Raw genomic sequence first — 25,117 nt, 5'->3', positions numbered from 1 at the left:
ATCAGCATCCCGTGCTCGGCCTCCGATAATCATCGAAGGCACAATGGACCCAACCCCCGGTCGGTGGGGTCCCTTTTGGACGCCGATCACCCCAGAAGCGGGGTCCTTATTGCAAGCCGTTCAACAGTGTATGGCGCCGGTCAGGGCAATCTGGCTGATCAGACGCGCATCGGTTCGGTCTATCACAACCTTGGTATCGTCAACGGCATCCTGAACGTCGAGGCGGTGCGCATCGCGCAAGAGAAATTCGGTCCCCGCACCCTGACCGGCGACGAGGTGCGCTGGGGCTTTGAGCATCTGCAACTGACGCCCGCCCGCGTCAAGGAACTGGGGGCCGAGAACCTGTTCCATTCGATCAACGTCACCTGGGACAACCACGAGGGCGACGGCTACGTCACCTTCCAGCAATGGGACGGCAAGAAATGGAACGTGGTCTCGGACTGGATCGCGCCGGACTGGGCGCTGCTGCGCCCGATCATCGAGAAATCCGCGCAGGCCTATGCCACGGAAAAGGGGCTGACGCTGCGCACGGCGGCGGATGCCGAAACGGTGGCCGCACCCGGCACCAACTGAAACCGGCGAAAGGCTGACCCCATGTCCGACATCGTGCTGGAATTCGACCGGGTCTCGGCGGCCTATAGCGGCGCCATTGCCGCGCTGCACGGGGTCAGCCTGACCTTGCGGGCGGGGGATTTCGCCGCACTTCTTGGCGCGAATGGCGCCGGCAAGACGACGCTGCTGAAGGCGGCCTCGAACCTCTTGCCGGCCGAGCGCGGGCGCATCACCGGCGGCCAGATCCTTTATCGCGGCGAGGACGTGACCCGCGCCAGCCCCGACGCCCATATCCGCAAGGGGCTGGTGCCGGTGCTGGAGGGGCGGCGGCTGTTCCGTTCTCTCAGCATCGAGGAGAACCTCTTGACCGGCGCCCATGGCAAGGGGCTGGGCCGCGCCGCCACCGCGCGCGGGCTGGAGCAGGTCTATGCCCTGTTCCCGCGGCTCGCGCAGCGCCGGCATGCGGTCGCGGGCCTGACCTCGGGGGGCGAGCAGCAGATGGCCGCCATCGGCCGCGGCCTGATGGCCGTGCCCGAGGTCTTTGTGCTGGACGAGCCCTCGATGGGTCTTGCGCCGCTGGTGGTGGCCGAGATCTTTGAGGCGCTGTCGCGGCTGAACCGCGAAACCGGGCTGACCATCCTGCTGGCCGAACAGAACAGCGCCATCGCCCTGAGCCATGCCCATCATGCGACGGTGATCGAAAACGGCCGTTCGGTGCTGGCCGGGCCCGCCGCCGAACTGCGGCAAAGGCCGGATATTCAGGCCAGCTATCTGGGCGGGCAGGTCGCGCCCGCCTGACCCGGCACTCTAGCGCCCGGCCCGGCCCGCGCGCTGCATCCGCCGGTAAAAGGTCGACCGATCAATCCCCGCCCGCCGTGCCGCCTCGGAGACATTGCCGCCGCAATCGTCCAGCAGCCGTTGCAGATCCGCCTCTGCCGGACCCGGCACCGGGCCGGCGGCAATCTGCGCCGGCAGATCCTCGGGGCCGGCCGGAACGCCGTCACAAAGCGCGGCGCAAAGTTCACAGGTATTGATGATCTCGCGCACATTGCCCGGCCAGTCATGGGCCAGCAGCAATTGCCGCGCCTTGGCGGTAAAGGCGACCTTGCCCTCGGTCGCGCCGGCGATGCGCTCGATCAGCCATGCCAGATCGGCGCGGGCGCGCACCGGCGGCACGTCCAGCACCAGCCCGTTCAGCCGGTAATACAGATCCTGCCGAAAGCCGCCTTCGGCCACCAGCCCCGGCAGATCGCGATGCGAGGCCGAGATGATGCGGATGTCCACCGGCTCGGCGCGCGCGGCCCCGACCGGCAGCACCTCATGTTCGGACAGCACCCGCAGCAGCCGCGCCTGCAAGCCCAAGGGCATGTCGCCGATCTCGTCCAGAAACAGCGTGCCGCCATGCGCCTCGCGGATCAGCCCCTTCTTGCCGCGGGCATGGGCACCGGTAAAGGCGTTCGGCGCATAGCCGAACAGTTCGGATTCGATCAGCGATTCCGGCAGGGCGGCGCAGTTGATCGCCACGAACGGCCCGCGCCGGCGCGAGGACTGGTGCATGGCGCGGGCAATGAATTCCTTGCCGGTGCCGGTCTCGCCGCGCAAGATGACGCTGATCTTGCGATCGACGACCTTGGCCGCCCGCTCGGCCAGCCGCGCCATCGCCGGATCGCCGCCATGGATCGATTGCAGCGGCGCGGGCAGCGCCACCCCGGCCACCATGCGCGCGGCCTTGGCCGGCGGCACGGCGCGGGCAAAGATCATGCCGCCGGCCTGCATCTCCAGCACGCCCTCGACCGGGGCCAGCGCGCGCGACAACACCGGCAGATCCTCGGGGTTATAGGCAAAGATCTCGTCAAAGCGGCGACCGACCAGATTCTGGTCCAGCAGATCATGCGCATTATGGGTGACGCCGGTGATGCGCCCGTCGCCGCCCACCGCCACCGCCGCCATCGGATCGACGTCCAGAAACTCGGGCGAGGGGTTCAGCCGCAGGATCCAGTCCTCGCGATGATTGCGCACCAGATTGGCCATCTCGATGCGGCGGGCGCAGGATTTCATCACCTCCAGCGTCAACGCCTGACTCATCTTGTCGGCGGGCGCCTGCAGATGCGACAGGTCCAGAACGCCCATCAGCCGGCCGCGCGTGTCATGGATCGGCACCGCCGTGCAGGACAGCGGCGTCAGCGCCACGTCGAAATGATCGCTGCGATGCACGGTGATCGCCTGCCCCGAGGCCAGACAGGCGCCGACGCCATTGGTGCCGACATGCTGTTCGCCCCATTCCGAACCGGCGATCAGCCCGGCATGGCGCAGGTCGCGGTCCAGCTCGGCATCGCCGATGGCATCGACGGTGACGCCGCGCGCATTCGACAACAGCAGCACATAGCCCATGGCATTGACGCGGCGATAAAGGTCCTCCATGCCGTGGCGCGCCATGCCCAGCAATTCCTCGGATTCCTGCAGATGCGAACGCAATTCCTGCTGCGTCAGGATGCGCGGCCCCATGTGCCGCGTCGGGTCCAGCTTGTGCTGGTTGACGCAGCGCCGCCATGATTCCAGCACATCGGCATCCCGCCGCGTCAGCTCGCCCTCGGCCGCGCGAAAGATCTCAAGGACATGCGTCCCTGTTTCCGGTATCCCTCCCATCGGCTCCTCCCAAAGCCCGGCGCGACCATAACACGGGTTTCTCGCGCCGGGCCAGAAATCTTGCGCAAGGCGCAAGATCGGCGGGCAAGGGCCGGGAACCGCCGCGCCGGCCTAGCGCGACAGGTCGATCAGGATCTTGAGCTGGCTGCCCGCCGGGTCCAGCAGCGCCTCGAACCCCTCGGCCACGGCATCGTCCAGCGTGATGCGCCGGGTCACGACGCGGCTGGCCGGAATCGCACCCGAGGCGATCAGCTCGATCGTGCGCGGCCAGCTGTGGGTCGGATAGCACCACGAGCCGCGGATCTCGGCATCCTTGAAGGTCAGCTGGAAGAAATCGACGCTGCCCTTGCCGCCCATCAGCCCGGTCTGCACGATCACGCCCTGCTTGCGCACCGCGTCCAGACAGGATTGCAACGCGCGTTCGTTGCCGACGCATTCCAGCGCCACATCGCAGCCGATGCCGTCCAGAGTGCCGGCCCGCACCGCCTCGCCCACGTCCTGCGTGGCCGGGTTGATGGTGACGACGCCCGGCACCACCTCGCGCGCCAGCGTCAGCCGCGTCTCGTTCATGTCCGACACGAAGAGCCGCGTCGCGCCAAAGGCCCGCGCCGTCAGCAGTGCAAGGATGCCGATGGGGCCGGCGCCCGTCACCAGCACGCTGCTGCCCGCCGTCACCCGGCCCCGATCGCAGGCATAGACCACCACGGCGGTCGGCTCGACCAGCGCGGCCTCTTCGTCGGACATGGTGTCGGGGATCTTTTCGACGTTGTAATCGTTGACCAGCGCCATTTCCGACATGCCGCCCGACTGCCAGCTCAGCCCGACCAGCGCCAGACTGCCCGACAGGTTGTGCCAGCCGCGATCGGCGAAATATTCGCCGCCGCGCGGCATGATCAGCGGCTGCACCGCCACCCGGTCGCCCGGCGCCACCTTGGTCACGCCCTCGCCCACCGCGATCACGGTGCCGCCGAATTCATGGCCCAGCACCTGCGGCCCCTGCGCGCCGGAATAGGGATGCGGCGTGGTCGGAATAAAGATCGGGCCACTGGCATATTCATGCAGATCGGTGCCGCAGATGCCGACAAAGCTGTTCTTCATCAGCACCTGACCGGGGCCGGGGCGCGGCGGCTCGGGGATGTCCTCGATCCGCAGATCCTTTTTCGCGTGGAAACGCAAAGCCTTCATGATGTCACCTCACAATTCGTCAAAGGCGGCCAGCGCCTTGCCGGCATAGACCGTGCCCGGTCCACCTGACATTTCTATGGCAACGGCCAGCACTTCCAGAAATTCGTCGCGCGTGGCGCCATGCGCCTTGGCCTCGCTGGTGTGAAAGACGATGCAATCCTCGCAGCCGCGCGCCACGGCGACCGCGGTGGCGATCATCTCTTTCATCGAGGGGCTGACCTTGCCCTCGCGGTTCGCGGCGACCATCAGCCCGCGAAAGGCCTGCATGGTCTTGCCATCGGCCTTGAACAGCGCCGCCGCGCGGGCATTGGCCTCGGCCAGTTTCTGTTTCGCACTCATATCAGCACCATGCCTCCATCGACGACCAGACTTTGCCCGGTCATGTAATCCGACCCGGCCGAGGCCAGGAACACCGACACGCCCACCAGATCGTCAGGGCGCGAGGCCCGGCCCAGCAGGATATCGGCCGAAAAGCCCTCGAAGGCCTCGTTATCACGCTGCGTCAGGCCCTCGTCCTTGAAGCCCTTGTCGATCAGCTTCCACATGTCGGTGGCGACCACGCCGGGGCAGATCGCATTCACGTTGATGCGGTGCTTGCCAAAGGCGCGGGCAGCGGCCTGCGTCAGCGCCACCACGGCGAATTTGCTGGCCGAGTAATGCGCCAGAGGCTCATAGCCCTGCTTGCCGGCGATGCTGGCGGTGTTGACGATCTTGCCGCCGCCGCCCTGCGCGATGAATTGCTTGCTGGCCTCCTGGATGCCGATCAGCACGCCCATGGCATTCACGTCCATGACGCGGTGCCAGTCATCCTCGGTGATGTCGTTGAACTGCTTGACCTGCGCGATGCCGGCATTGTTGAACATCGCATCCAGCCGGCCAAATTGCGCGACGGTCTGCGCGATCAGCGCGCGCATGCTGGCGCGGTCGGTCACGTCCACCGCCAGACCGATGGCCTGCCCGCCCGCATCGCGGATCGCGGCGGCGGTGGCTTCGGCGGTGGTGGCATCAATGTCGGCGATCACCACGCGGGCGCCGGCATGGGCCAGCCCCTCGGCGATGGATCGCCCGATGCCGCGCCCGGCGCCGGTGACGATGATCGCCCGGCCTTCGACGGAATTGCTCATCTTTTTGTCTCCTCCCTTGGAAAGGGCCGCCCCGTTACCGGGACGGCCCGCCTGTCAGGCGATGAAGTCGCGGATCAGCCGGTTCACCTCGGCGGCCTGCTCCATCTGGACCATATGGCCGGCGTTGGGGATGACGCTGACCTTGGCCCCCGACAGTGCCCCGGCATGGGCCGGCGGGATGATCGCGTCGGCCTCGCCCCAGATCACCTGCGTGGGCACGCCGCTGGCGGCCAGCGCCTGCGCGATCTGCCGGGCCTGCCGGCCGTCGCGGAACAGGTTGCCGGCCAGCTCGGTCAGGAACTCCTGCACCCCGTCCAGACGCTTGAACTTCAGCAGATCCTCGACCATCGAGCGGCTGACCAGCCCCTGATCCTTGAACAGATGCAGCAGCACCGGCTTCAGATCCTTGCGCCCGGTCGCGGCGACGAAACCGTCGATATAGCCCGCGTTGATTTCCTCACCGAGCCCGGCCGAACAGATCAGCGTGACCGAAGCCACCCGCTCGGGCGCCTTGACCGCCACCGCACCCGCGACCAGCCCGCCCATGGAATGGCCGGCCAGATGCGCCTTGTCGGCCCCGATATGGTCAAGGAAGGCCAGCACCGTATCGACCATCAGATCCAGCCCGGCGGGACGCGCGGATTTCACCGACTGGCCATGGCCCGGCAGGTCCAGCGCATAGACCGACGCGCCCTCGGCCAGCGCATCGATGTTGAAGAGCCAGTTGTCCAGGTCGCCGCCAAAGCCGTGGATCAGCAGCAAGGGCACGCCCTCGCCCGGCCGCTCGGCATAGCGGATGCGGCCGGCAGGCAGGTCGGCGAACTGATAGGCGGGACCGGCCTCGTCCTCGTCACCACCGGCCGAGGGGGTCTCATAGGCGGCGACATAGGCGTCGATCTCGGCATCGCTGACGCTTTCGGGGGCCATGACCCCCAAAAGCGCGCGCACCGGATACATCTCGCCCTCGACACCGACGCGGCGGCGCAGCAGACCGGCATCGGCGGCCTCGACGACATTGGCGATCTTGTCGGTCTCGACATCCATGATCTCATCGCCTGCGGCGATGGTGGCGCCCTCATCGACATGCCATGCGGCCAGCTTGCCCTCGCGCATGGACAGGCCCCATTTCGGCATCAGGATCGGGGTAATCTCGGACATGCTCAGTTCTCCATCGTCTTGCGGACGGCAGCGGCGATGCGTTCGGCCGAAGGCACGTAGAGGTCTTCGAGCGAGGGCGAGAAGGGCACCGGCGCATGCGGCGGCGTCACCATCTGGATCGGAGCCTTGAGCGCGTCAAAGGCATCCTGCGCCACATTGGCCGAGATGTCGGCGGCGATCGAGCAGCGCGGGCTCGCCTCATCGACGCAGATCAGCCGGCCGGTGGCCTCGACGCTTTCCAGCACCGTGTCCATGTCGATGGGTGACAGCGTGCGCAGGTCGATCACCTCGACCTCGATGCCCTCTTTCTTCAGCATCTCGGCCGCCTCGACCGAGCGCCCGACCATCTGACCATAGGTCACGATGGTCGCATCCGAGCCTTCGCGCACGATATTGGCCTCGCCAAAGGGGATGGCATAGGGTTCCTCGGGCACGTCGCAGGTGCTGGCATACAGGTTCTTGTGCTCAAGGAAGATCACCGGATCGTTGTCGCGGATCGACTGGATCAGCAGGCCCTTGCAGTCATAGGCGTTCGAGGGGCAGACCACCTTCAGCCCCGGCAGATGCGTGAACAGCGGCGTCAGCATCTGGCTGTGCTGGGCGGCGGCGCGGAAACCGGCGCCGCACATGGCGCGGATGACCACCGGGGTCTGGGCCTTGCCGCCGAACATGTAGCGGAACTTGGCCGCCTGGTTGAAGACCTGATCCAGACAGACGCCGATGAAATCGACGAACATCAGCTCGGCCACCGGCCGCAGCCCCGCCGTCGCCGCACCCACCGCCGCGCCGACATAGGCGCTTTCCGACAGCGGCGTGTCGATCATCTGGTTGGGGTGCTTGGCGTAAAGCCCTTTCGAGACGCCCAGAACCCCGCCCCAGGCGTCATCCTCGCCCTGCGCGCCGGCGCCGCCGACGATATCCTCGCCCATCATGATCACGGTGGGGTCGCGGGTCATTTCCTGATCCAGCGCCTCGTTTACCGCGTCCTTCATGCTGATGATGCGTGCCATGATTATCCCCTCCCTCAGTAGTTCACATAGACATCGGCGGTCAGCCGGTCGGGCGTCGGTTGCGGCGCGGCGATGGCCTCGGCCACGGCCTCGTCGATCAGCTGCGCCACCTCGGCATCGACGGCATCCAGTTCCGCCGTCGAGATCACGCCCGCCTCGCTGACCTTCTGGCGGAACAGCTTGAGGCAGTCGTTGTTGGCGCGGTTGTATTCGTTTTCGCCGGGCGCCTTGTAGGTCTGGGCGTCGCCCTCGAAATGGCCAAAGAAGCGGACGTTCTTGCATTCCAGCAGCGTCGGCCCGGCGCCTTCGCGGGCGCGCTTGATGACCTCGCCCGCCGCCTCGTAGACGGCAAAGAAGTCCAGACCGTCGACGGTGATCCCCGGCATGCCAAAGCCGGTGGCGCGGTCGACATAGCTGTCCGAGGCGGTGGCGTAATCGACCGAGGTCGATTCGGCGTAGCCGTTGTTTTCCACCACGAAGATCACCGGCAGGTTCCAGATCGCGGCAAGGTTCATGCTTTCCAGCACCGTGCCCTGGTTCGAGGCGCCATCGCCAAAGAAGGTGATGCCGACGCCGTCATGGCCCAGCTTTTGCGCCGCCAGCGCCGCGCCGCAGACAAGCGGCGCACCGGCGCCCAGAATGCCGTTCGCGCCCATCATGCCCAAGGACAGATCGGCGATATGCATGGACCCGCCCTTGCCCGCGCAGCAGCCGGTGGCCTTGCCATAGATCTCGGCCATCATCGCCTTGGGATCGACGCCCTTGGCGATGCAATGGCCGTGCCCGCGATGGGTCGAGGCGATGCGGTCGCGGTCATGCAGATGCATCATGATGCCCACCGCCGTCGCCTCTTCGCCGGCATAAAGGTGGACGAAACCGGGGATCTCGCCGCGGGCGAAATCGACATGCAGCCGCTCTTCGAAATCGCGGATGGTCTTCATCTTGCGATAGGCATCCAAGAGCTGTTCTTTCGACAGCGGAAATGGATTGGACATGAACGGATCCTCCCTTGGTGTTCAGTCTGGGTTGCGGATGAACAGCCCCGCCGCTGCCGCATGGGCCATGCAGGCGGGCACATCGACGGTGCGAAAGGCGTCGGGCACCAGTCGCACCGAAACCTGATCGTTTTCGGTAAAGGTCAACTCGCGCTCGCCGTCAAAGGCCAGCGCGCCGGCGCGGATCGACGGCGCGTGCAGGGTGCCGGGCGCCATGCGCACGATCCCGGCGATGCCGACGCGGTCGATCAGGCCGGGCGCGATCGGGGCCAGCAACTGGCGCGGCGCCTCGGCCGACAGGCGGATGTGGCGGCCCTCGGGGGTGGCGCGGTCCACCGGGTCCAGAAGCCCCGCGATCGAGGACATGCCGATGGCCTGCGGCAGGCCGAAGGTCACGAAAAGGTCGCGAAAGCCCGTCGTCTTCCAGATGGCGCGGGCGCCGACGAACCGGTCCTCGACCACGGCCAGATCGACCAGAGCGATCTCGCGCCGCTCGTTCAGCATGACCTCAAGCCATTTGTTCGGGCGCAGCGCGATGGCGGCGGGCACCTGCCCGGTTGCGGCCAGCCCGACCGCCAGCCCGGTGATCGTCGGCTCGCGCAGTTCGGGAAATGCGTTGTTGGTCCCGGTCGAGACCCCGGCCACCGGCACCGCGCCACAGGCGCCGACGACGACGCGGTTGGTGCCGTCCCCGCCCAGCACGACGATGGCCGCCACCGCCTCATCGGCCATCATGCGCGCGGCGCGGGCGCTGTCCTCGGGCGTGGCGGTCACGCGCATGTCCAGATAGCGCAGGCGCGGGAAATTCATGTGCCCCAGCCGCAGCTCGCGCTGGATCGAGCGTTCCAGATGAAAGCGGATGCCGCCGTTTTCCGGCATGACCACGACCTCGTCCACGCCGGCGGCGGCCAGCCCCGCCATCATGCGCAGCACGATATTGGCGCGGTCGTTGATGGGCAGATTGCCCGCGTGCGAAATCACCCGGCGAATGTCGCGGGCTGAAATCGGATTGGCGATGATGCCGACCTTGACCATGTTCTTCCTCCCCGACCATCATGCAAGCAACGGCCGCGCCAAGGCGGGCAGCGGGCGAAAGCGGGGATTTTGCGCGCGACTGTCGCAGCCGGTGCGACACCTGTTGCGCAACAGGGGGGACGGGCGATGCAACGCCATGAACTGCGGCAGACGGGGGCGCTGGCGCTGAGCCAGCAGATGCGGCTGTCCCTGCACTTGCTGCATATGGACGGCGACCGGCTGCGGCGGCGGCTGCGCTATGAGGTCTCGGTCGGGGCGGGGCTGGCGCTGTCGGATCTGGCCGAACCGGCCCCCAGCGTCTCGGCCCGGCAGGCGCTGCTGGCGCAGGTCGGACTGCTGCGGCTGGACGCCGATCAGGCGCGGATCGCACGCGGGCTGGTGCATTGTCTGGACGATCACGGCTGGCTCAGCGACCCGCTGCCCGAAATCGCCGGCTGGCTTGGCTGCCCCCCCGCCATGATCGAGGCGCTGCTGCCCCGCCTGCAGACGCTGGAGCCGGCGGGGGTATTCGCCCGCTCGCTGCCCGAACATCTGCGGCTGGCCCTGCAGGCGCGCAACCGCTACGACCCGATGATCGCGGCGCTGCTGGAACGGCTGGACCTTGCGGCGGCGGCGGACCTGCCCGGCATCGCCGCGCTTTGCGGTTGCGACACCGAGGACGCCGCCGACATGCTGGCCGATCTGCGCGGCCTTGCCCCCTGCCCGCTGTCCGACCAGCCGCCCCTGCCGCCGCCTGAACTGGAGCTTGACGCCCAAGGCGGGCTGCACCACCTGCTGCACCCCGAACTGACGCTGGCCGAGGGCGCCGATGCGCAGGCACAGGCGCTGGCGGCGGCGGTCTCGGCGCGCAACCGCACGCTGTGGCGGGTGGCCCAGACCATGGTGCGGCACCAGCGCGGCTGGCTTCTGGGTCAGGGCGCGCAAAAGCCGCTGACGCTGGCCATGCTTGCGCCGGACCTTGGCCTGAACAAAAGCACGCTCAGCCGCGCCATCGCCGGGGTCGCGCTGCGCAGCCCGCGCGGCACGCTGGCGCTGCGCGCGCTGCTGCTGGCCCCGATCAGCCCGCGGCTGGCGCATCTGGACCGCACCGCCGTGCTGCGGCTGCTCGACGGGCTGATCCGGGGCTGGCCGGACAGCGAGCCGATCTCGGACGCGCGGCTGGCCGAGGCGCTGGCGCGGCGCGGCATGGCGATTTCGCGCCGCACCGTCGCCAAATACCGCACACTTCTGGCGTGCAAAACCGGCTAGAGCCGCACCCGCCATTGCGGCTGCGGGGCGGCGCGGGCTGTGCTAAAGCTGGCACCATACCCCTCTCTGCCTTGCAGGATCTCATGCCGATCGCGTTTGCCGAACTGCCACTTTTTTCTTCGCTGACCGTCGAACAACTGGCCATCGTCACCGAGGGCATGAGCCGGGTCGAACTGGATACCGGGCAGAACCTGTTCCTGCAGGGCGATCCGGCGGCGCGATTCTTCCTGCTGCTGGACGGGCGGCTCAAGGTCACGCAGCTGACCGAGGACGGCCAGCAGTTCATCGTCCGCATCGTCAATCCGGGCGAGCTTTGCGGCTTTGCCTCGGCAATCGGGCGCACCCAGTTTCCCGGCAGCGCCGAGGCCATCCTGCCCTGCCGCCTGCTGGCATGGCCGCGCGCCCGCTGGGAGCCGCTGATCGCCGCCGCCCCCGCGCTGGCCGTCTCGGCCATTCAGGCGGTCGGGCGCAAGCTGGACGAGGCCCATACCCGCCTGCGCGAAATGTCCACCGAGGACGCCGGCCGGCGCATCGCGCATCTGCTGCTGCGGCTGGCGCGGCAGGCCCGCCCCGGTCCCGGCCCGGTCGAGATCCCCTTTCCCATCACCCGTCAGGACATCGCCGACATGAGCGGCAATACCCTGCATACCGCCTCGCGCATCATGGCCGCATGGGAGGCCGAGGGCATCCTGCTGCGCGCCCGGCGCAAGGTGATCATCGCCGATCCCGCCGGGCTGGCCACCATTGCCGAAACCAGCCTCTGATCCGGCGCGATGCCATTCCCTGCAATTTGACACAGCGCAACGTCGGGCCGGCGCCGGCCTGCTAGGCAGCGGCCATGTTTGCAAGGAGACAGAACATGAAACGCATTCTGATCACGGCCGCCGCGCTTGCCGCATTGGCCGGTCCTGCCCTCGCGGCCGACCATCAGGTGCAGATGCTGAACAAGGGCGCAGACGGGATGATGGTCTTTGAACCCGCCTTCGTCCAGGCCGAGGTGGGCGACACCGTGACCTTCGTGCCCAAGGACAAGGGCCATGACGTCGCCTCGCTGCCCGGGATGCTGCCCGAAGGCGTAAGCGACTTCGAATCCAAGCTGAACGAGCAATATGTGTTGACCCTCGACAAGCCCGGCCTTTACGGCGTCAAGTGCAAGCCGCACTTCCCCATGGGCATGGTCGCGCTGATTCAGGCCGGCCCCGACGCGCCCAACTATGACGCGCTGGCCACGGGCAAGCTGCCCAACAAGGCCCGCGCCCGCATGGATGCCGAACTGGCGCAAGTCAAGCACTAAGCCCTGAAACGCCCGCTCCCGGCTGGACCGGAGGCGGGCTTCGATCTTGCCGGGAAAGGACAGCCGATGACGCGAACCGAGAGGCTGCGACAGGGCGGCATTCCACGCGGGCTGTCGCGCAGCGGGCCGGTGCTGTTTTCCTATGGTTTCCGGCCGTTCTTTCTGGGCGGCGCGGCATGGGCGCTCGCAGCGATGGTGCTGTGGATCATGGCGCTGTCGGGCCACGGCCAGCCGGGCGGCGATTACGGCGCCGCCAACTGGCACATGCACGAGATGCTGTTCGGCTTTGCCTCGGCGGTGTTGACGGGTTTCCTGATGACCGCCGTGCCGAACTGGACCGGGCGCATGCCGCTGTCAGGCCGGCCGCTGATGGTGCTGACGGCGCTGTGGCTGCTGGGCCGGCTGGCGATGACATGGCCGCCGGGCGGCGCGCTTTGGGCCGGAGTTCTGGCCGATGCGGTGTTCCTGCCGGTCATGGCCGCGATCTTTGCCATCGAGATCATCGCCGGGCGCAAATGGCGCGACCTGAAGGTGGTGGCTGCGGTCACGGTGCTGGCGCTGGCGAACCTCGGCTTTCACGCGGCGGTGCTGCGCGGCGGCGATCCGGCGCGGGCGGCGCGGGCGGCCATCGCCGCCTATGTCATGCTGATCGTCATCATCGGCGGGCGCATCACGCCCAGCTTTACCCGCAACTGGCTGGCCCGGCGCGGGCCCGGTCCGCTGCCGGTGCCCTACAACGGTTTCGACACGCTGGTCGCCTGCAGTTCGGGGCTGACGCTGGCCGTCTGGATCCTTGCCCCCGAAAGCCGGGCCGTGGCGCTGCTGGGGCCGGTCGCGGCGGGGCTGAACCTTGCGCGGATGCTGCGCTGGCACGGCTGGCGCACTTGGCCCGAGCCCTTGGTGCTGGCGCTGCACGGCGGTTACGCCATGCTGGCCCTTGGCTTTGCCGCCATCGGCCTGTCGGGTCTGGGCCTGATCAGCACCGCCGGCACCCTGCATGTGCTGGCCGTCGGCGCCATCGCCGGCGAGATGCTGGCCGTCATGGGCCGGGCGACGCGCGGCCATACCGGGCGCGCGCTGACGGCATCGCCGCTGACCAGCCTCAGCTATGTCGCGATCTGGGCGGCGGCGCTGCTGCGCCCGGCGGCCGAGCTGGGCGACTATACCCTGCTGATCCATCTGGCGGGCGGGTTCTGGATGCTGGCCTTTGGCCTTTACCTGCTGGAATATGCGCCGATGCTGCTGCGGGCGCGCAAGGAACCGCGCGCCTGACAGCCGCGCGGCACAGCCCTAGCCCTCGCGACGCAACAACAGGCGGAATCCGCTGCCGTCCCCGGCCGGGTTTCCGGCCCATTTGTGCCCCTGTTCACCCAGCTGCGCCAACAGCGCGGCGGGCTCGTCGGTCAGCAGCGCAAACAGCACATCGCCCGGCGGGATGCGCTGAAAGGCCGCCATCAGCCGCTCTTCGGCCTCGGCCGGGGCGCGCGCGGTCAGATCCAGCAGCGCGGTTGGCCCGGGCCAGTCAAAGGCATCAAGCGCACTGCCCTGCCCCAGCACCTGGGCTGCGGGGGCAAAGTCGATCTGCCAGTCGCTGCCGCCCAGCCGCAACTCGTGATGGTCAAAGCCGCGCCGCGCCATGACGCGAAACAGCGGCACCGGGCGGAACGGCGCCAGCAGGCGCAGGCTCTGGCCCGGCGACAGGGCATCGGCTGCGGCCAGAATCACGGCCAGCGGCTCCTCGCCCCGGGCCAGGATCGGGCGGACATCCAGCGTGACGATGGCTTCCATGGGGTCTCCTTGGCGGTGGCTCTAGCGCAGTCTCAGGTAAAGCGGAACTCCTGCCCGGCATCGTCCAGCACCCGCACCTCGACCCCCGGCAGGCCGGGCAGGGCCGCGCGGATGGCCGAGGCCGGCGCCAGACTGAAGCCGGTGGACAGCGCATCGGCCCAGCCGGCGCTGTCGGCCAGCACCGAGACCCGCGCCCAATCCGCCCGCGCCGCCCCGGTCGCCGGGTCGATCAGCTGCGGCAGCCGGCCTTCGGCGTCAAAGCAAAAGCCGCGCGCCTCGGTCGTGGCCAGCGCCCGATCGGCCAAAAGCGCCTCGCCGCCGCCGGCCAGTTGCACGCGCCACGGATCATAGGGGCCACGCCCGTCGATGGCATGGAATTCGCCCATGTCGACCAGCGTATGCCGGGCGCCGCCGGCGCGCAAAAGATCGGTGATGCGGTCGGTGATATAGCCTTGCGCAATGCCGTTCAGCGTCAGCGCCATCCCCCGCGCCAGCAAGATGCGGTCGGGGTCGATCCGCACATGGCCAAAGCCCACCGCCGGACGCGCCCGGGCAACCGCAGCCGTATCGCCCGCCGCATAGGCGCGCCACAGCGGCTGGATGCTGGGATCGAAGCGCCCGCCGGTCGCAGCATGGGCAGCGGCGGCCAGTTGCAGCGCGCCCAGCATCTCGGGGCTGGGGGCCAGCAGATAGCCGTCGCGGTTCAGCCGCGACAGTTCGGAATCGGCGCGATACAGGGTAAAGATCGCCTCCAGCCGGCGCAGCTCGGCCTCGGTCTGGCGCAGTAGCGCCTGCGCGCGGACCGGATCGGGATGGTTCAGGATCAGCGTCGTCGGCGCCCCCATGGCCTGACCGTGCCAGACCGAGGCACCGGGCGCGGCCCGCAGCATATGCGGCATCACCAGCGCCGCCCCGGCCATGGCAGCCGAGACGGTCAGGAAACGGCGACGGTCAGCGCGCATCACCGGCCCCCGTGGTCGGCTGGGCTGCACCCATGTCGTGATCCATCATCGCACCCATATCGTGTTCCGCGCCAGAACCATCGCCGTCGCCTGCCATGTCGCGACCCTCGCCAAGCACCTCTTCCGGGGTCAGCTCGGCAAAGGTCTGCACCGCACCGCCCTTGTCGCGGGCAAAGGCCTCGGCCGAGGCGCGGCTGCCAAAGGGCACGATCTCGGCCCCGCCCATCGCTGCCTCGACATCGGCGCCAACGACGTAGAAGGCCGCCTTGGCATCGATCCAGTTGTCAGGCCCGGGATCGGCCCAACTGGCCGCCTTGGCCATGTCCGAGACGTAAAGCCCGCCGTAATCCTTGACCTCGTCGGGCATCATCGAAAACGCCACGGTGTCGCGCGCCGACGAGAACCAATAGGCGCCCATTTCCCTGGACAGCACGACCTGCCCCTTGGGGCCCTCATGCTCCATCAGGTTCATGCCGCAGTAGCGGCCCACGGCCTCGGCGGTCATGGTCTGCGGCGGCAGGCTGGCGGTTTCGTCCTGACGGCAGGCCATCAGCGGTAGCGCCAGAAGCGCGGCGATCAGAAAGGGTTTCACAGGTTCCTCCGTGAAAAGGCGGTCATCGCCAGCGCAAGCGGCAGCAGGCACCATGCCAGCAGGGCCGCGACCAGCAGCGCCGGCGTCAGATGCGAATTGTCATAGACCCCGCCCATGCCCGACAGCATGGCCGAGGCGCCCTCGCCCAGCGTCAGCAGGCGATAGGCGTCGGTGGGATTGGCCAGCAGCGCCAGATCCATCAGCGCGCCCGGCACCGCATGGCCGCCGCGCGCCACAAGCGCCGCCAGCAGCGCCATGTCGTAAAGCGCAACCAGAAACAACCACAGCCCGATGGCGATGCCGGCCGCGGTCGAGCTTTCCTGCACAAGGCTTGACGCCAGCACGCCCAGCCCAAGAAACACCGCACCCAGCAGGATCGAGGCTGCGGTCATATAGACAAAGGCCTGCCAGCCCTCGGCGCCATGGCCCCAGATCACGAAGACGGCGGCGCAGCCAAAGCCGATCACCGTTGCCAGCGTCAGGATCGCAAGCTGGCCCAGAAACTTGCCGGCAACGACCTGCCAGCGCGCCAGCGGATGGCTGAGAAGCAAAAGCAGCGTGCCGCGCTCGGCCTCGCGGGTGATGCTGTCATGTGACAACAGCAGCGCGATCAGCGGCACAAGGAAAATGGTCAGGCTGGCCAGCCCCACCACCACCACATCCAACGCCCCGGTGGCAGTCGAGCCGGTCGGCGCCGAGCCAAGCGCCGCGATGGCGCCGGCCAGCGCCGCCATCACCACGGTCATCGAGACGACCCAGCGGTTGCGCATGCCCTCGGCCAGTTCGCGGCGGGCAATGGTCAGGATCGCGGACATCAGGCGGCCTCACGCTTCAGGAAATGGGCATAGATGTCGTCAAGGCTGGGATCCTCCAGCGTGATCCGGGTCGCGCCCCGGTCCAGAAGGCCGCGCAGCACGGCGGGCTTTTCGCTCTGGCTCAGCTCAACCAGTTGCGGCGCGCCGTCCAGCACGCAATTCAGCCGCGACGGCAGGCCTGCCAAGGCGCGCAATTCGTCCAACGTGCCATCGGCGATCTTGCGGCCCCGGTTGATGACGATGACGCGCTCGGCATGGCCTTCCAGCTCGGTCAGCGCATGCGACGACAGCAGCACCGTCGCCCCCTGCCGCGCCAGATCGGCGACGATGCCGTAAAGCTCGCGCCGCAGCGCCGGGTCCAGCCCCGAGGTCGGCTCGTCCAGCAGCAGCAGCCGGGGCGATCCCAGCAGCGCCTGTGCCAGTCCCAGCCTCTGGCGCATACCCTTGGAATAGGTGCGCACCGCACGGTCGGCGGCCTCGGCCAGCCCGACGCGGGCAAACAGCGCGTCATGGCCCGATGCCGGCAGGCCCTTCAGCCGGGCATAAAAGGCCAGCGTCTCGCGCCCGGTAAAGGCCAGATGGAACTGCACGCTTTCGGGCAGATAGCCCAAGGCGCGCCGCGCGCCGCGGCCATGGCCGGGATCGGCACCCAGAACCGACAGCCGCCCGCCATCGGGCCGGGTCAGGCCCAGCATCATCTTGATCTGCGTGGTCTTGCCGGCGCCGTTATGGCCGACCAGCGCCACCACCTGCCCCGGATGTAGGGCATAGCTGAGATCGCTGACCACACGGCGGCCCGCATAGATTTTGCAGACATTGTCCAAGACGACAGTGGCATCGGCATCGCTCATGGCAGGGGCCTTTCGGAATTCGGAAACATCAGCGGGTGGCTGTCGGTCACGCCCCCCGGCAACAGGCCGGGAAAGCGGCCCTGGGCAAAGCGCAGGATCTGCACGGCGGGGCTGGTCAGCAGCAGCCGGGCCTGTGGCGCGGTCCACATCACCTTGTCCACCATGTCATTGGGGCGATAGGCGCTGTCGGCCAGCCCGTCGCCGTTCAGGTCGAACCCGGCATTGTCGGACCAGTAATTGCCGATCCCGTCCTTTGACCATTCCAGAAACCGGGTGCCGACATATTTCACCTGCACGCGGTTGCCGATGAAATCATTGCGGCTGACCTGATTGCCCTCGGCCCCGGCGGTGAAATGAATGCCGATGCCGCAGCCCTGAAAGCGGTTGGCGCTGAACTGATTGCGGTTGGCGTTATAGATGAAGACGCATTTCTCGGGGGCGATGCGGCTGCCGCTGACCGGCGCGTCGGGCTGCGGCACCCCCGCCTCCGAGCTGGTGCCCATATCGCGCCACCGCGCGGCCGGGGCGGGATGGCCGGTCACGCGGTTGCCCGAGATCACCGAACGGTTGGCCGAATTGAACAGAAAGCCGTAATCGCGGTCATTGTCGGAACTGTTGCCGGTGATGCGCAGCCGGTCCGAGAACATGATCGCATAGCCCATGCCATTGTCACGCGAGCGGTTGTCCTCGACCCGGCTGTCCGAGGTGTTCATGTAATGGATGGCAAAGCGGGTGTCGTGAATGTCGTTGTCGCGGAAAACGTTCTTCTTCGAGACATAGACAAAGATGCCGTCGCGGCCTTGGCTGATCCGGTTGCTTTCGACCACGGCGCCGGGGGCGTTCCAGACGCTGACGCCATTGCCCAGTTCGGATTGCCGGCCCAGCCGGCCGGTGATGCGGTTTTGCGCCACCACCGCGTCGCGCGCCCCCTGAATGCGAACGCCGTGCAGATTGTCGGTCAGGTCGTTGTCGACCACCTGCGCGCGCAGCGCCGCCTTGGTCAGAAAGACCCCGGCATCCATGCGGTCCAGATCGCTGCCCGAGCCGGTGATCTGCAGGTTGCGGATCTGCACATCGGGCGCATCGACCAAAATCACGCTGCCCGCGCCCTGCCCGTCCACCACCGCCCCCTGAGTGCCCTGCAGGATCAGCGGCATGTGGATTTCCAGAGGCCCGCGCCAGCGGCGGGCCTCCAGCTTGATTTCATCCCCTGCCCCGGCCTCTGCCAGCGCCGCCGTCAGCGCGGCATCGTCGGCAGGTTGCCACACCCGCGCGGCAACCGGCGAGGCAAGGCAGATCAGCACAAGGGCAAGGGCCAGTCGCATCAGGCTTTTTCCACCAGCATGCGGCCCTTCATCTCCATGTGCATGGCATGGCAGAACCACGAGCAGTAATACCAGTAGACGCCCGCCCGCTCGGCCTTGAAGGTGACCGAGGCGGTGGCCTGCGGCGCGACCTCCATGTTGATGCCATAGTTGATGATGGAAAAGCCGTGGGTCAGATCCTCGACATCGTCGATGTTGGTGACATAGACCGTCACCTCGTCGCCCTGCTTGACCGTAAAGCTGTCCAGCCCGAAGGCCGGCGCGGACGAGGTCATGTAGACGCGGACCTTATTGCCGTCGCGGATCACCTGACTGTCGACCAGCAGGTCGATATTGTCCTTTTTCGCCTGCGCCACGGCATCGGCAAAGAACGGGTCGTTGCGGTCCCAGATCGAGATCGGGTTAAACTTCGAGGCATGGACAAGGGTTGCGTCATGCGGCTCGGCGAAGGTCGGGTTGTCGTGGACGATCTTCATTTCGTCCCCGGAAATGTCGATCAGCTGGTCACACTCCGGCTTCAGCGGGCCCACGTTCAGGAAGCGGTCCTTCGAGAACTTGTTCAGCGAGATCAGCCATTTGCCATCCGCCTCTTTGGTCTGACCCATCGAGGTATGGTTGTGCCCGGGCTGGTAATGCACGTCCAGTTTCTGCCGGATCGGATCGACCTTTTCGCCCTTATAGGCCTTGATCGCGTCCTCGATGTTCCACTTGCAGATCTGGCTGTCGATGAACAGCGTGGTATAGGCGTTGCCGCGCCCGTCAAAGGCGGTGTGCAGCGGGCCAAGGCCCAGCTCCGGCTCGGCCACGACGCAATCGCGACCGCCGATCTTGTCGGCGAAAAGATCGTCAAAGCGGCGCACGTCGAAAACGGTGCAGGTCGGCGACAGCTTGCCATTGGCGACGATATGGATGCCATCGGGTGCGGTGTTGATGCCATGCGGGCCGTTCGGGACCGGGATATAGCGCACCAGCTTGTTCTTCTCGCCCGTGCCGTCCAGCACGCGCACGCCGTTCAGCACCTGACCTTCGCCCGCTTTCACGGCCGCCTCGATGGCCTGAATGTTAAAGACGGACAGCCAGTCCTGATCCTTGGCCATCATCTCTTCCAGCGTGGTGCCGCCTTCCGAGTTGTAGCAGGTGGCAAAGGCATATTTGCCCTGATAGTCGGCATCGACGTTATCAAGGTTGCCGTCGACCTTGATCTGCCATGCGACCTCCATGGTATCGCCGTCGATGGCCGAAAAGATCGAGTAATACTGTTTCGGATCGTCCAGCACGGTGCCGTCGTTCGGCAGCGGCACGCCATCCTCGCCATTGGCAAAGACATAGCCGGTGCGCGGGTATTTCTGCACGCGCAGGCCGTGCACGGTGTGCTGGTTGGGCAGCTCGATGATCTTGTCGCAGCGCATCACGTCCAGACGGACGCGGGCCACGCGGGTATTGGCCTTGTCGTTGATAAAGAAATAGCGCCCGTCATAGGTGCCGTCGGTGAACGACGGATGCGGGTGGTGGGCGTCGCCATTGGTATAGATGCCGCCCTTGTCCTTCAGAAACGCGACGGTCTCGGGCGTCAGCCCCTCGGTCAGCACCTTGCGCGATTCGTTGGTCAGGCCCCAGCCGGTGGCACTTTCGCGGTTGAAAATCGGGATGCGGGTCAGTTCGCGCATCGAGGGCAGGCCAAGGATGCGCACCTCGCCCGATTGGCCACCCGACAACAGGACGTAATATTCGTCCAGCTCGCCCGGGTGGACGATGTATTCAAGGTTGCCGGGCGTGCCCTGGGCCAGCGCCGGACCGGCGGCTGCGGCGGCCGCAAGTCCCGCACCGGCGCCGATTACGGCGCGGGGGGCCAAGCCGCCGGCGGCAACGGCCACCGAGGTGCCCAGAAGCTGGCGGCGGTTCAGCCGCATGTCATTGTCTTTGGTCATCTCATGCTCCTTTGAGATCGGGGGGTGGCGTCACGGCGGCCTTTTGGGCGCGGAAAGCCGGAGGCTGCGCGTGTGCGTCTTTGGATTGGGCGACGGGCGCCGGCTTGGTGCCGGAACCGGGCTGCGCGCTGCGGGCGATCTTTTCGCGCCGGGCCTTTTGCGTGATCATATGCGGGCAGCGGGTGTCGTCGTGGTAAAGCACCTGACAATTCATGCAGTAGATGCATTCGTTGACGTTGATCTGGCCCTCGGGGTGGATGGCCTTGACCGGGCAGTCATTGGCGCAACGTTGGCAGGGGCTGCCGCATTCGGGCCAGCGCTTCAGCCATTCGAACATCCGCATCCGCCCCGGGATCGCCAGCGCCGCGCCCAAGGGGCACATGTAGCGGCAATAGAAGCGCTCGATGAACAGCCCCGGCAGCAGGCAGGCCAGGGCGAACAGCACAAAGCCCCATTCCCGCATGAATTTCAGGATGATTGCGGTCTTGAACGGCTCGACCTCGGCATAGACCTCGGCATCCGACAGCGAATAAAGCGACAGGCCGAACAGCCCAAGGAAGATCATGTATTTGATCGGCCACAGACGTTCATGCAGGCCCCAGGGCAGGTCGATCTGCGGCACGCGCAGCTTGCGCGCCACCGTGTTCGAAAGCTCCTGCAACGCGCCGAACGGGCACAGCCAGCCGCAGAACGGCCCCCGGCCCCAGAACAGCAGCCCCGCTGCCACCGCGCACCACAGCACGAAGACCAGCGGCGCCGACAGGAAATATTCCCAGGAAAAGCCCGACAGCAGCGCATTGGCAAAGGTCAGCACGTTCACGACCGACAGCTGCGTGTGCACGATCCAGCCCAGCCAGATCAGCGTGAAGCTCAGATAGGCGCGCCGGGTCCACAGGAAGCTGCGCGGATATTTCGTCAGCACGTCCTGAAAGAAGAAGATCGCCGTCAGCACCGCCAGCGCCACGCCCAGAATGGCGAGGTTCAGATGGTTCATCTGCCACATCGTCTTCCACAGGGCGGGGCCGTCGTCCTCGGGCATGGGCTGGCCGGTCTGGGCGGCCTGCACCGGGCTTGCGGCCGGGACCGCGACGGGCGCCGGCGCCGCGGCGGGCAGCAGGTAGCGTTCGGGGATCTGATAGGCCAGATCAAAGGGCAGCGTCGCCTTGTCCCGGCCCTCGGTCTGGCGCTGGACCAGCAATTGCAGGTCAAAGGGCTCGGTCGGATCAAAGGTGAAATCCTGCGGCACCACGAACAGCGCGATCTCTTTCAGATGCGGCGCGCCCTGGGCGGCCAGCACCGGCAGGCGGGTGTGGTCATGGTCGTGAAAACGCAGCCCCTGCCCGTCCTGCATCAACTCGATGCGGTCAAAGATGCCGCCGCGCACATAGCCCGAGCCCTTGAAGGAATAGGCGCCATCGCCCGCGACCAGCACCGCCGATTGTCCCGGCTGCAGCTTGGCCGCCATGCGCTCATAGGCGACATCGCCCAGAAGGCTGCGCCCGATGGCCGGCACCGAAACCGGCGCCATGTAAAGGCTGATGAAGGGCGCGGCCGGATCGGCATCCTCGGGGTGGCCGGCGGCAGCGGGCTGACCGGCATCGGCAAAGGCCTTGCTGACCTCGCCCACCGTCAGCACCAGCGAGCGCACCGAGCCATCGCCCAGCAGCGTCTGCCAATCGGCGGTCTGCGTCACCGCCGGGTCCAGCTGGCGCTTGACCTCGACCGGGGCCGCGCCGGCGGCGACGCCGTCCAGCCGGCCCGAACGGATCAGCTTGACCGCCGAGCGCACGATGCTGTCGCCCATCACCAGCACGGTGACCGTGGCGCCCGAGACGATTTCGGCCTGCGGCGGCTTGACCGCGCCGCTGGCCACCTGCGCCAGATCGGTGCCGATCAGCCCGTTCAGCGCCGCCAGCACCTTGGCCTCGGGGATGCCGATCAGCACGATCGGCTCATGATGCTCGACCAGATTGATGCCGCGGATCACGCCCTTGGGGTCGATGCCGACGACAATGCGGATCGGTTTGCCCGAATAGCCGGTCGAGGGGGTGAAATCGCTGTTGAGATAGGCATAGCCCTGCAACTGGCCGGCCTTGAGCACCGGCACGATGGCCGGATCGCCCTGCGGCGCGCCATAGGCATCGGCGCCGGCGAAGAGCTGCGCCGGCGGGGTCTTGTCCAGCGCCTGCGCCAGCGTCATCGCCTGCGCTGCGCCCCCCAGCGAAAGCAGGCACAGCACGACCAGCCACAACAGTCGGTGGCGGGCAAGATTGGATAGACGCGGCAAGCTCATCTGGCGCTCCGGCAGGCGATAGTTGCGCCGAACATGCCGGGCGCCGGCCCCCCGAACGTTGCGCCAGCACAAATTCGCGACCCCAACCGGGGACTTGCGTGAAAAAGGCGGCTAGCCCCGCCCGGCCTCGGCCAGCAGCCGGTCGACCCAGCGCCCGGCCAGCCATGCCGCCGGCACGCCCAAAGGCAGCGCCAGCAGCACCGCGATCCGCGGCGGCAGCGCCGCAAACCCCAGCGCCTGACCCAACAGGCCCAGCATGAACAGGTTGATCGCCACCGCCGCCGCCGCAAAGACGTAAAGCAGCAGGGCAAGTTTCCAGACGGGCCAGCGGGGCGGGATATGCGTGTCGGATGTCATGGCACCATCCTGCCCCGGAATGAAATTCAACTTCCTTGACTTTCATCAAGGCTCGCTTGCCGCCCCTGCGCCATGTCGGGATCATCGCCAACGACTCTGGAGGTCATCGCCATGCGCGAGGTCCTGACCAAGAGCATGGCCCGGAATATCTTCTACGGCGGGTCACTGTTCTTCATTCTCATCTTCATCGGCCTGTTCATCCATGGCCACTGGTACATTACCCATGTCTCGACCGACGAGGCCAGCCTGACGCCCGCAGTGGCGCGCGGCAAACAGGTCTGGGAGGAAAAGGCCTGCGTGAACTGCCACACGATCTTGGGCGAAGGCGCCTATTTCGCGCCCGAACTCGGCAATGTCATGAAACGCTGGGGTGTGCAGGACGATCCCGACATGGCCTTCGAGACGCTCAAGGGCTGGATGGATTCGCAACCCTCTGGCACGCCGGGCCGCCGCCAGATGCCGCAATTCCACCTCAGCGACGAGGACGTGCGCGCCCTGTCGGATTTCCTGCTGTGGACCGGACGCATCAACACCCAGAACTGGCCGCCGAACGACGCCGGTTGAGCGAGAAAAGGGAAAAATCATGAAATACCAATCCCAGAAGATCGCGCTGGCCTATATCTATGTCGCGCTGATCCTGTTCGCCGTTCAGGTCACCATGGGCGTGGTCATCGGCTATATCTATGTCAACCCGAACTTCCTGTCCGAAACGCTGCCCTTCAACATCGGGCGGATGCTGCACACTAACTCGCTGATCGTCTGGCTGCTGACCGGCTTTTTCGGCGCCGCCTATTTCCTGATCCCCGAAGAGGCCGAGCGTGAAATCCACTCGGTCAAGGCCGCCTATATCCAGCTTGGCATTCTGGTGCTGGGCACGGCGGGCGTGGTCGTGACCTATTTCTTCAACCTGTTCGAAGGCAATTTCCTTCTGGGTCGCGAAGGCCGCGAATTTCTGGAGCAACCGCGCTGGGTCAAGGCCGGGATCGTCGTCGCCGCGCTGATCTTTCTGTGGAACGTCAGCCTGACCGTGCTCAAGGGCCGCAAGACGGTGATCAGCTCGATCCTGCTGATCGGGCTTTGGGGGCTGGCGCTGCTGTTCCTGTTCTCGTTCTACAACCCGTCGAACCTCGCGCTCGACAAGCAATACTGGTGGAACGTCGTCCATCTGTGGGTCGAAGGCGTGTGGGAGCTGATCATGGCGTCGATCCTTGGCTTCCTGATGCTGAAGCTGACCGGCGTGGACCGCGAGGTCGTGGAAAAATGGCTTTACGTCATCGTCGCCACGGCGCTGTTCTCGGGCATCCTCGGCACCGGGCACCATTACTACTGGATCGGCCTGCCGGCCTACTGGCAATGGATCGGCTCGATCTTTTCCAGCTTCGAGGTGGTGCCGTTCTTTGCCATGATGTCGTTTGCCTTTGTCATGGTCTGGAAGGGGCGGCGCGACCACCCCAACAAGGCCGCCCTGCTCTGGAGCCTGGGCTGCGCGGTTCTGGCCTTCTTCGGCGCCGGCATCTGGGGCTTTCTGCACACGCTGCACGGGGTGAACTACTATACCCACGGCACGCAGGTGACGGCGGCGCATGGCCACCTGGCCTTCTATGGCGCCTATGTCTGCCTGAACATCGCGCTGTTCACCTATGCCCTGCCGATCCTGCGCCAGCGCGACCCCTATAATCAGGTGCTGAACATGGCTGCCTTCTGGCTGATGTCGGGGGGGATGCTGTTCATGACCTTCGTGCTGACCTTTGCCGGCACGCTGCAGACGCATCTGCAACGCGTCATGGGCGAAAACTACATGGATGTGCAGGACCAGATCGCGCTGTTCTACTGGATGCGGCTCGGCGCCGGGGTGGCTGTGGTCATCGGCACCTACATGTTGATCTATGCGCTGCTGGTGCCGCGCCGTCGCGAGGTGATCGCGGCCGGTCCGGTGGTCCAGCAGGCAGCGGAGTAGAC

25 protein-coding genes are annotated in these 25,117 nt (G+C 66.8%); 8 read left to right on the top strand and 17 right to left on the bottom strand.

The genetic code is table 11. The annotated features are described in order from the left end of the window. The first annotated feature begins 126 nt into the window (after nt 1-126). Complete coding sequence (locus GL279_RS07355; protein ID WP_211371275.1) at nt 127-573, top strand: type 1 periplasmic-binding domain-containing protein; 447 nt, start codon at nt 127-129, stop codon at nt 571-573. Between the two features lie 21 nt (nt 574-594). Then, on the top strand, nt 595-1,350 hold the full coding sequence (locus tag GL279_RS07350) for an ABC transporter ATP-binding protein (RefSeq protein WP_155063977.1): 756 nt from the start codon (nt 595-597) through the stop codon (nt 1,348-1,350). Nucleotides 1,351-1,359: 9 nt separating this feature from the next. Here GL279_RS07350 and GL279_RS07345 read toward each other — a convergent pair whose 3' ends face one another. The 8 genes from GL279_RS07345 to GL279_RS07310 all read right to left on the bottom strand — a co-directional run bounded on the left by GL279_RS07345 (nt 1,360) and on the right by GL279_RS07310 (nt 9,705). Continuing rightward, nucleotides 1,360-3,198: a sigma-54-dependent Fis family transcriptional regulator gene (locus tag GL279_RS07345; RefSeq protein WP_155063976.1), complete on the bottom strand. Its 1,839-nt coding sequence runs from the start codon at nt 3,196-3,198 to the stop codon at nt 1,360-1,362. A gap of 111 nt (nt 3,199-3,309) precedes the next feature. Then, the gene (locus GL279_RS07340; RefSeq protein WP_155063975.1) at nt 3,310-4,383 is read right to left on the bottom strand and encodes a 2,3-butanediol dehydrogenase; all 1,074 of its coding nucleotides are present in this window, start codon (nt 4,381-4,383) and stop codon (nt 3,310-3,312) included. Between the two features lie 9 nt (nt 4,384-4,392). Further along, the gene (locus tag GL279_RS07335; protein ID WP_155063974.1) at nt 4,393-4,722 is read right to left on the bottom strand and encodes a carboxymuconolactone decarboxylase family protein; all 330 of its coding nucleotides are present in this window, start codon (nt 4,720-4,722) and stop codon (nt 4,393-4,395) included. Continuing rightward, nucleotides 4,719-5,507, bottom strand: coding sequence for an SDR family NAD(P)-dependent oxidoreductase (locus tag GL279_RS07330; RefSeq protein WP_155063973.1), 789 nt, complete (start codon nt 5,505-5,507; stop codon nt 4,719-4,721). Before GL279_RS07330 ends, GL279_RS07335 begins: the two co-directional genes overlap by 4 nt. Before the next feature lie 54 nt (nt 5,508-5,561). Beyond that, nucleotides 5,562-6,665: an acetoin dehydrogenase dihydrolipoyllysine-residue acetyltransferase subunit gene (locus tag GL279_RS07325; protein WP_155063972.1), complete on the bottom strand. Its 1,104-nt coding sequence runs from the start codon at nt 6,663-6,665 to the stop codon at nt 5,562-5,564. 2 nt (nt 6,666-6,667) lie between these two features. Beyond that, a complete protein-coding gene (locus GL279_RS07320) occupies nt 6,668-7,675 on the bottom strand; it encodes an alpha-ketoacid dehydrogenase subunit beta (RefSeq protein ID WP_155063971.1) in 1,008 nt (335 codons plus the stop codon). Nucleotides 7,676-7,689: 14 nt separating this feature from the next. Beyond that, nucleotides 7,690-8,670, bottom strand: a complete 981-nt coding sequence (locus GL279_RS07315) for a thiamine pyrophosphate-dependent dehydrogenase E1 component subunit alpha (protein WP_155063970.1) — start codon at nt 8,668-8,670, stop codon at nt 7,690-7,692. A 21-nt stretch (nt 8,671-8,691) separates the two neighbouring features. Then, the gene (locus tag GL279_RS07310) at nt 8,692-9,705 is read right to left on the bottom strand and encodes an ATP-NAD kinase family protein (protein ID WP_155063969.1); all 1,014 of its coding nucleotides are present in this window, start codon (nt 9,703-9,705) and stop codon (nt 8,692-8,694) included. 126 nt (nt 9,706-9,831) lie between these two features. On the opposite strand from GL279_RS07310, the gene GL279_RS07305 reads away from it, so the two are divergent. From GL279_RS07305 to GL279_RS07290, 4 genes are all read left to right on the top strand, one after another. After that, a complete protein-coding gene (locus GL279_RS07305) occupies nt 9,832-10,953 on the top strand; it encodes an RNA polymerase factor sigma-54 (RefSeq protein ID WP_155063968.1) in 1,122 nt (373 codons plus the stop codon). Between the two features lie 83 nt (nt 10,954-11,036). Further along, nucleotides 11,037-11,717 carry a Crp/Fnr family transcriptional regulator gene (locus GL279_RS07300; protein ID WP_155063967.1) on the top strand — a complete coding sequence of 227 codons (681 nt, stop codon included), beginning with the start codon at nt 11,037-11,039 and terminating at the stop codon, nt 11,715-11,717. A 95-nt stretch (nt 11,718-11,812) separates the two neighbouring features. Continuing rightward, nucleotides 11,813-12,247 (top strand): pseudoazurin, encoded by a 435-nt coding sequence (locus GL279_RS07295; protein WP_155063966.1) that lies wholly within the window; start codon nt 11,813-11,815, stop codon nt 12,245-12,247. A gap of 66 nt (nt 12,248-12,313) precedes the next feature. Continuing rightward, on the top strand, nt 12,314-13,519 hold the full coding sequence (locus GL279_RS07290; protein ID WP_155063965.1) for an NnrS family protein: 1,206 nt from the start codon (nt 12,314-12,316) through the stop codon (nt 13,517-13,519). 18 nt (nt 13,520-13,537) lie between these two features. Here GL279_RS07290 and GL279_RS07285 read toward each other — a convergent pair whose 3' ends face one another. The 9 genes from GL279_RS07285 to GL279_RS07245 all read right to left on the bottom strand — a co-directional run bounded on the left by GL279_RS07285 (nt 13,538) and on the right by GL279_RS07245 (nt 23,158). After that, nucleotides 13,538-14,035 carry a DUF2249 domain-containing protein gene (locus GL279_RS07285; protein ID WP_155063964.1) on the bottom strand — a complete coding sequence of 166 codons (498 nt, stop codon included), beginning with the start codon at nt 14,033-14,035 and terminating at the stop codon, nt 13,538-13,540. A gap of 32 nt (nt 14,036-14,067) precedes the next feature. Further along, nucleotides 14,068-14,997: an FAD:protein FMN transferase gene (locus GL279_RS07280; RefSeq protein ID WP_155063963.1), complete on the bottom strand. Its 930-nt coding sequence runs from the start codon at nt 14,995-14,997 to the stop codon at nt 14,068-14,070. Next, nucleotides 14,987-15,589: a nitrous oxide reductase accessory protein NosL gene (locus GL279_RS07275; protein ID WP_343039734.1), complete on the bottom strand. Its 603-nt coding sequence runs from the start codon at nt 15,587-15,589 to the stop codon at nt 14,987-14,989. The genes GL279_RS07280 and GL279_RS07275 overlap by 11 nt, the downstream gene beginning before the upstream one ends. Further along, nucleotides 15,586-16,404, bottom strand: coding sequence for an ABC transporter permease subunit (locus GL279_RS07270; RefSeq protein WP_155063961.1), 819 nt, complete (start codon nt 16,402-16,404; stop codon nt 15,586-15,588). Before GL279_RS07270 ends, GL279_RS07275 begins: the two co-directional genes overlap by 4 nt. Then, the gene (locus GL279_RS07265) at nt 16,404-17,255 is read right to left on the bottom strand and encodes an ABC transporter ATP-binding protein (protein WP_155063960.1); all 852 of its coding nucleotides are present in this window, start codon (nt 17,253-17,255) and stop codon (nt 16,404-16,406) included. Before GL279_RS07265 ends, GL279_RS07270 begins: the two co-directional genes overlap by 1 nt. Continuing rightward, the gene (locus tag GL279_RS07260; protein ID WP_155063959.1) at nt 17,252-18,580 is read right to left on the bottom strand and encodes a nitrous oxide reductase family maturation protein NosD; all 1,329 of its coding nucleotides are present in this window, start codon (nt 18,578-18,580) and stop codon (nt 17,252-17,254) included. The genes GL279_RS07265 and GL279_RS07260 overlap by 4 nt, the downstream gene beginning before the upstream one ends. Next, the gene (nosZ, locus tag GL279_RS07255; RefSeq protein WP_155063958.1) at nt 18,580-20,508 is read right to left on the bottom strand and encodes a TAT-dependent nitrous-oxide reductase; all 1,929 of its coding nucleotides are present in this window, start codon (nt 20,506-20,508) and stop codon (nt 18,580-18,582) included. The genes GL279_RS07260 and nosZ overlap by 1 nt, the downstream gene beginning before the upstream one ends. 1 nt (nt 20,509) lies before the next feature. Further along, entirely contained in the window at nt 20,510-22,801 is a 2,292-nt protein-coding gene (locus GL279_RS07250) for a NosR/NirI family protein (protein ID WP_155063957.1), read from the bottom strand. 111 nt (nt 22,802-22,912) lie between these two features. Further along, entirely contained in the window at nt 22,913-23,158 is a 246-nt protein-coding gene (locus tag GL279_RS07245; RefSeq protein WP_155063956.1) for a hypothetical protein, read from the bottom strand. Nucleotides 23,159-23,269: 111 nt separating this feature from the next. Here GL279_RS07245 and GL279_RS07240 point away from each other — a divergent pair, with 111 nt between their 5' ends. Both GL279_RS07240 and GL279_RS07235 read left to right on the top strand, forming a co-directional pair. Beyond that, entirely contained in the window at nt 23,270-23,722 is a 453-nt protein-coding gene (locus GL279_RS07240; RefSeq protein WP_155063955.1) for a c-type cytochrome, read from the top strand. 19 nt (nt 23,723-23,741) lie between these two features. Next, nucleotides 23,742-25,115 carry a cbb3-type cytochrome c oxidase subunit I gene (locus tag GL279_RS07235; protein ID WP_155063954.1) on the top strand — a complete coding sequence of 458 codons (1,374 nt, stop codon included), beginning with the start codon at nt 23,742-23,744 and terminating at the stop codon, nt 25,113-25,115. Nucleotides 25,116-25,117 lie beyond the last annotated feature (2 nt).

The organism is Paracoccus limosus (assembly GCF_009711185.1).
Classification (GTDB): Bacteria; Pseudomonadota; Alphaproteobacteria; order Rhodobacterales; family Rhodobacteraceae; genus Paracoccus; species Paracoccus limosus.
The sequence above is the reverse complement of the archived record's forward strand: the minus strand, read 5'-3'. Positions and strand labels throughout refer to the sequence as shown.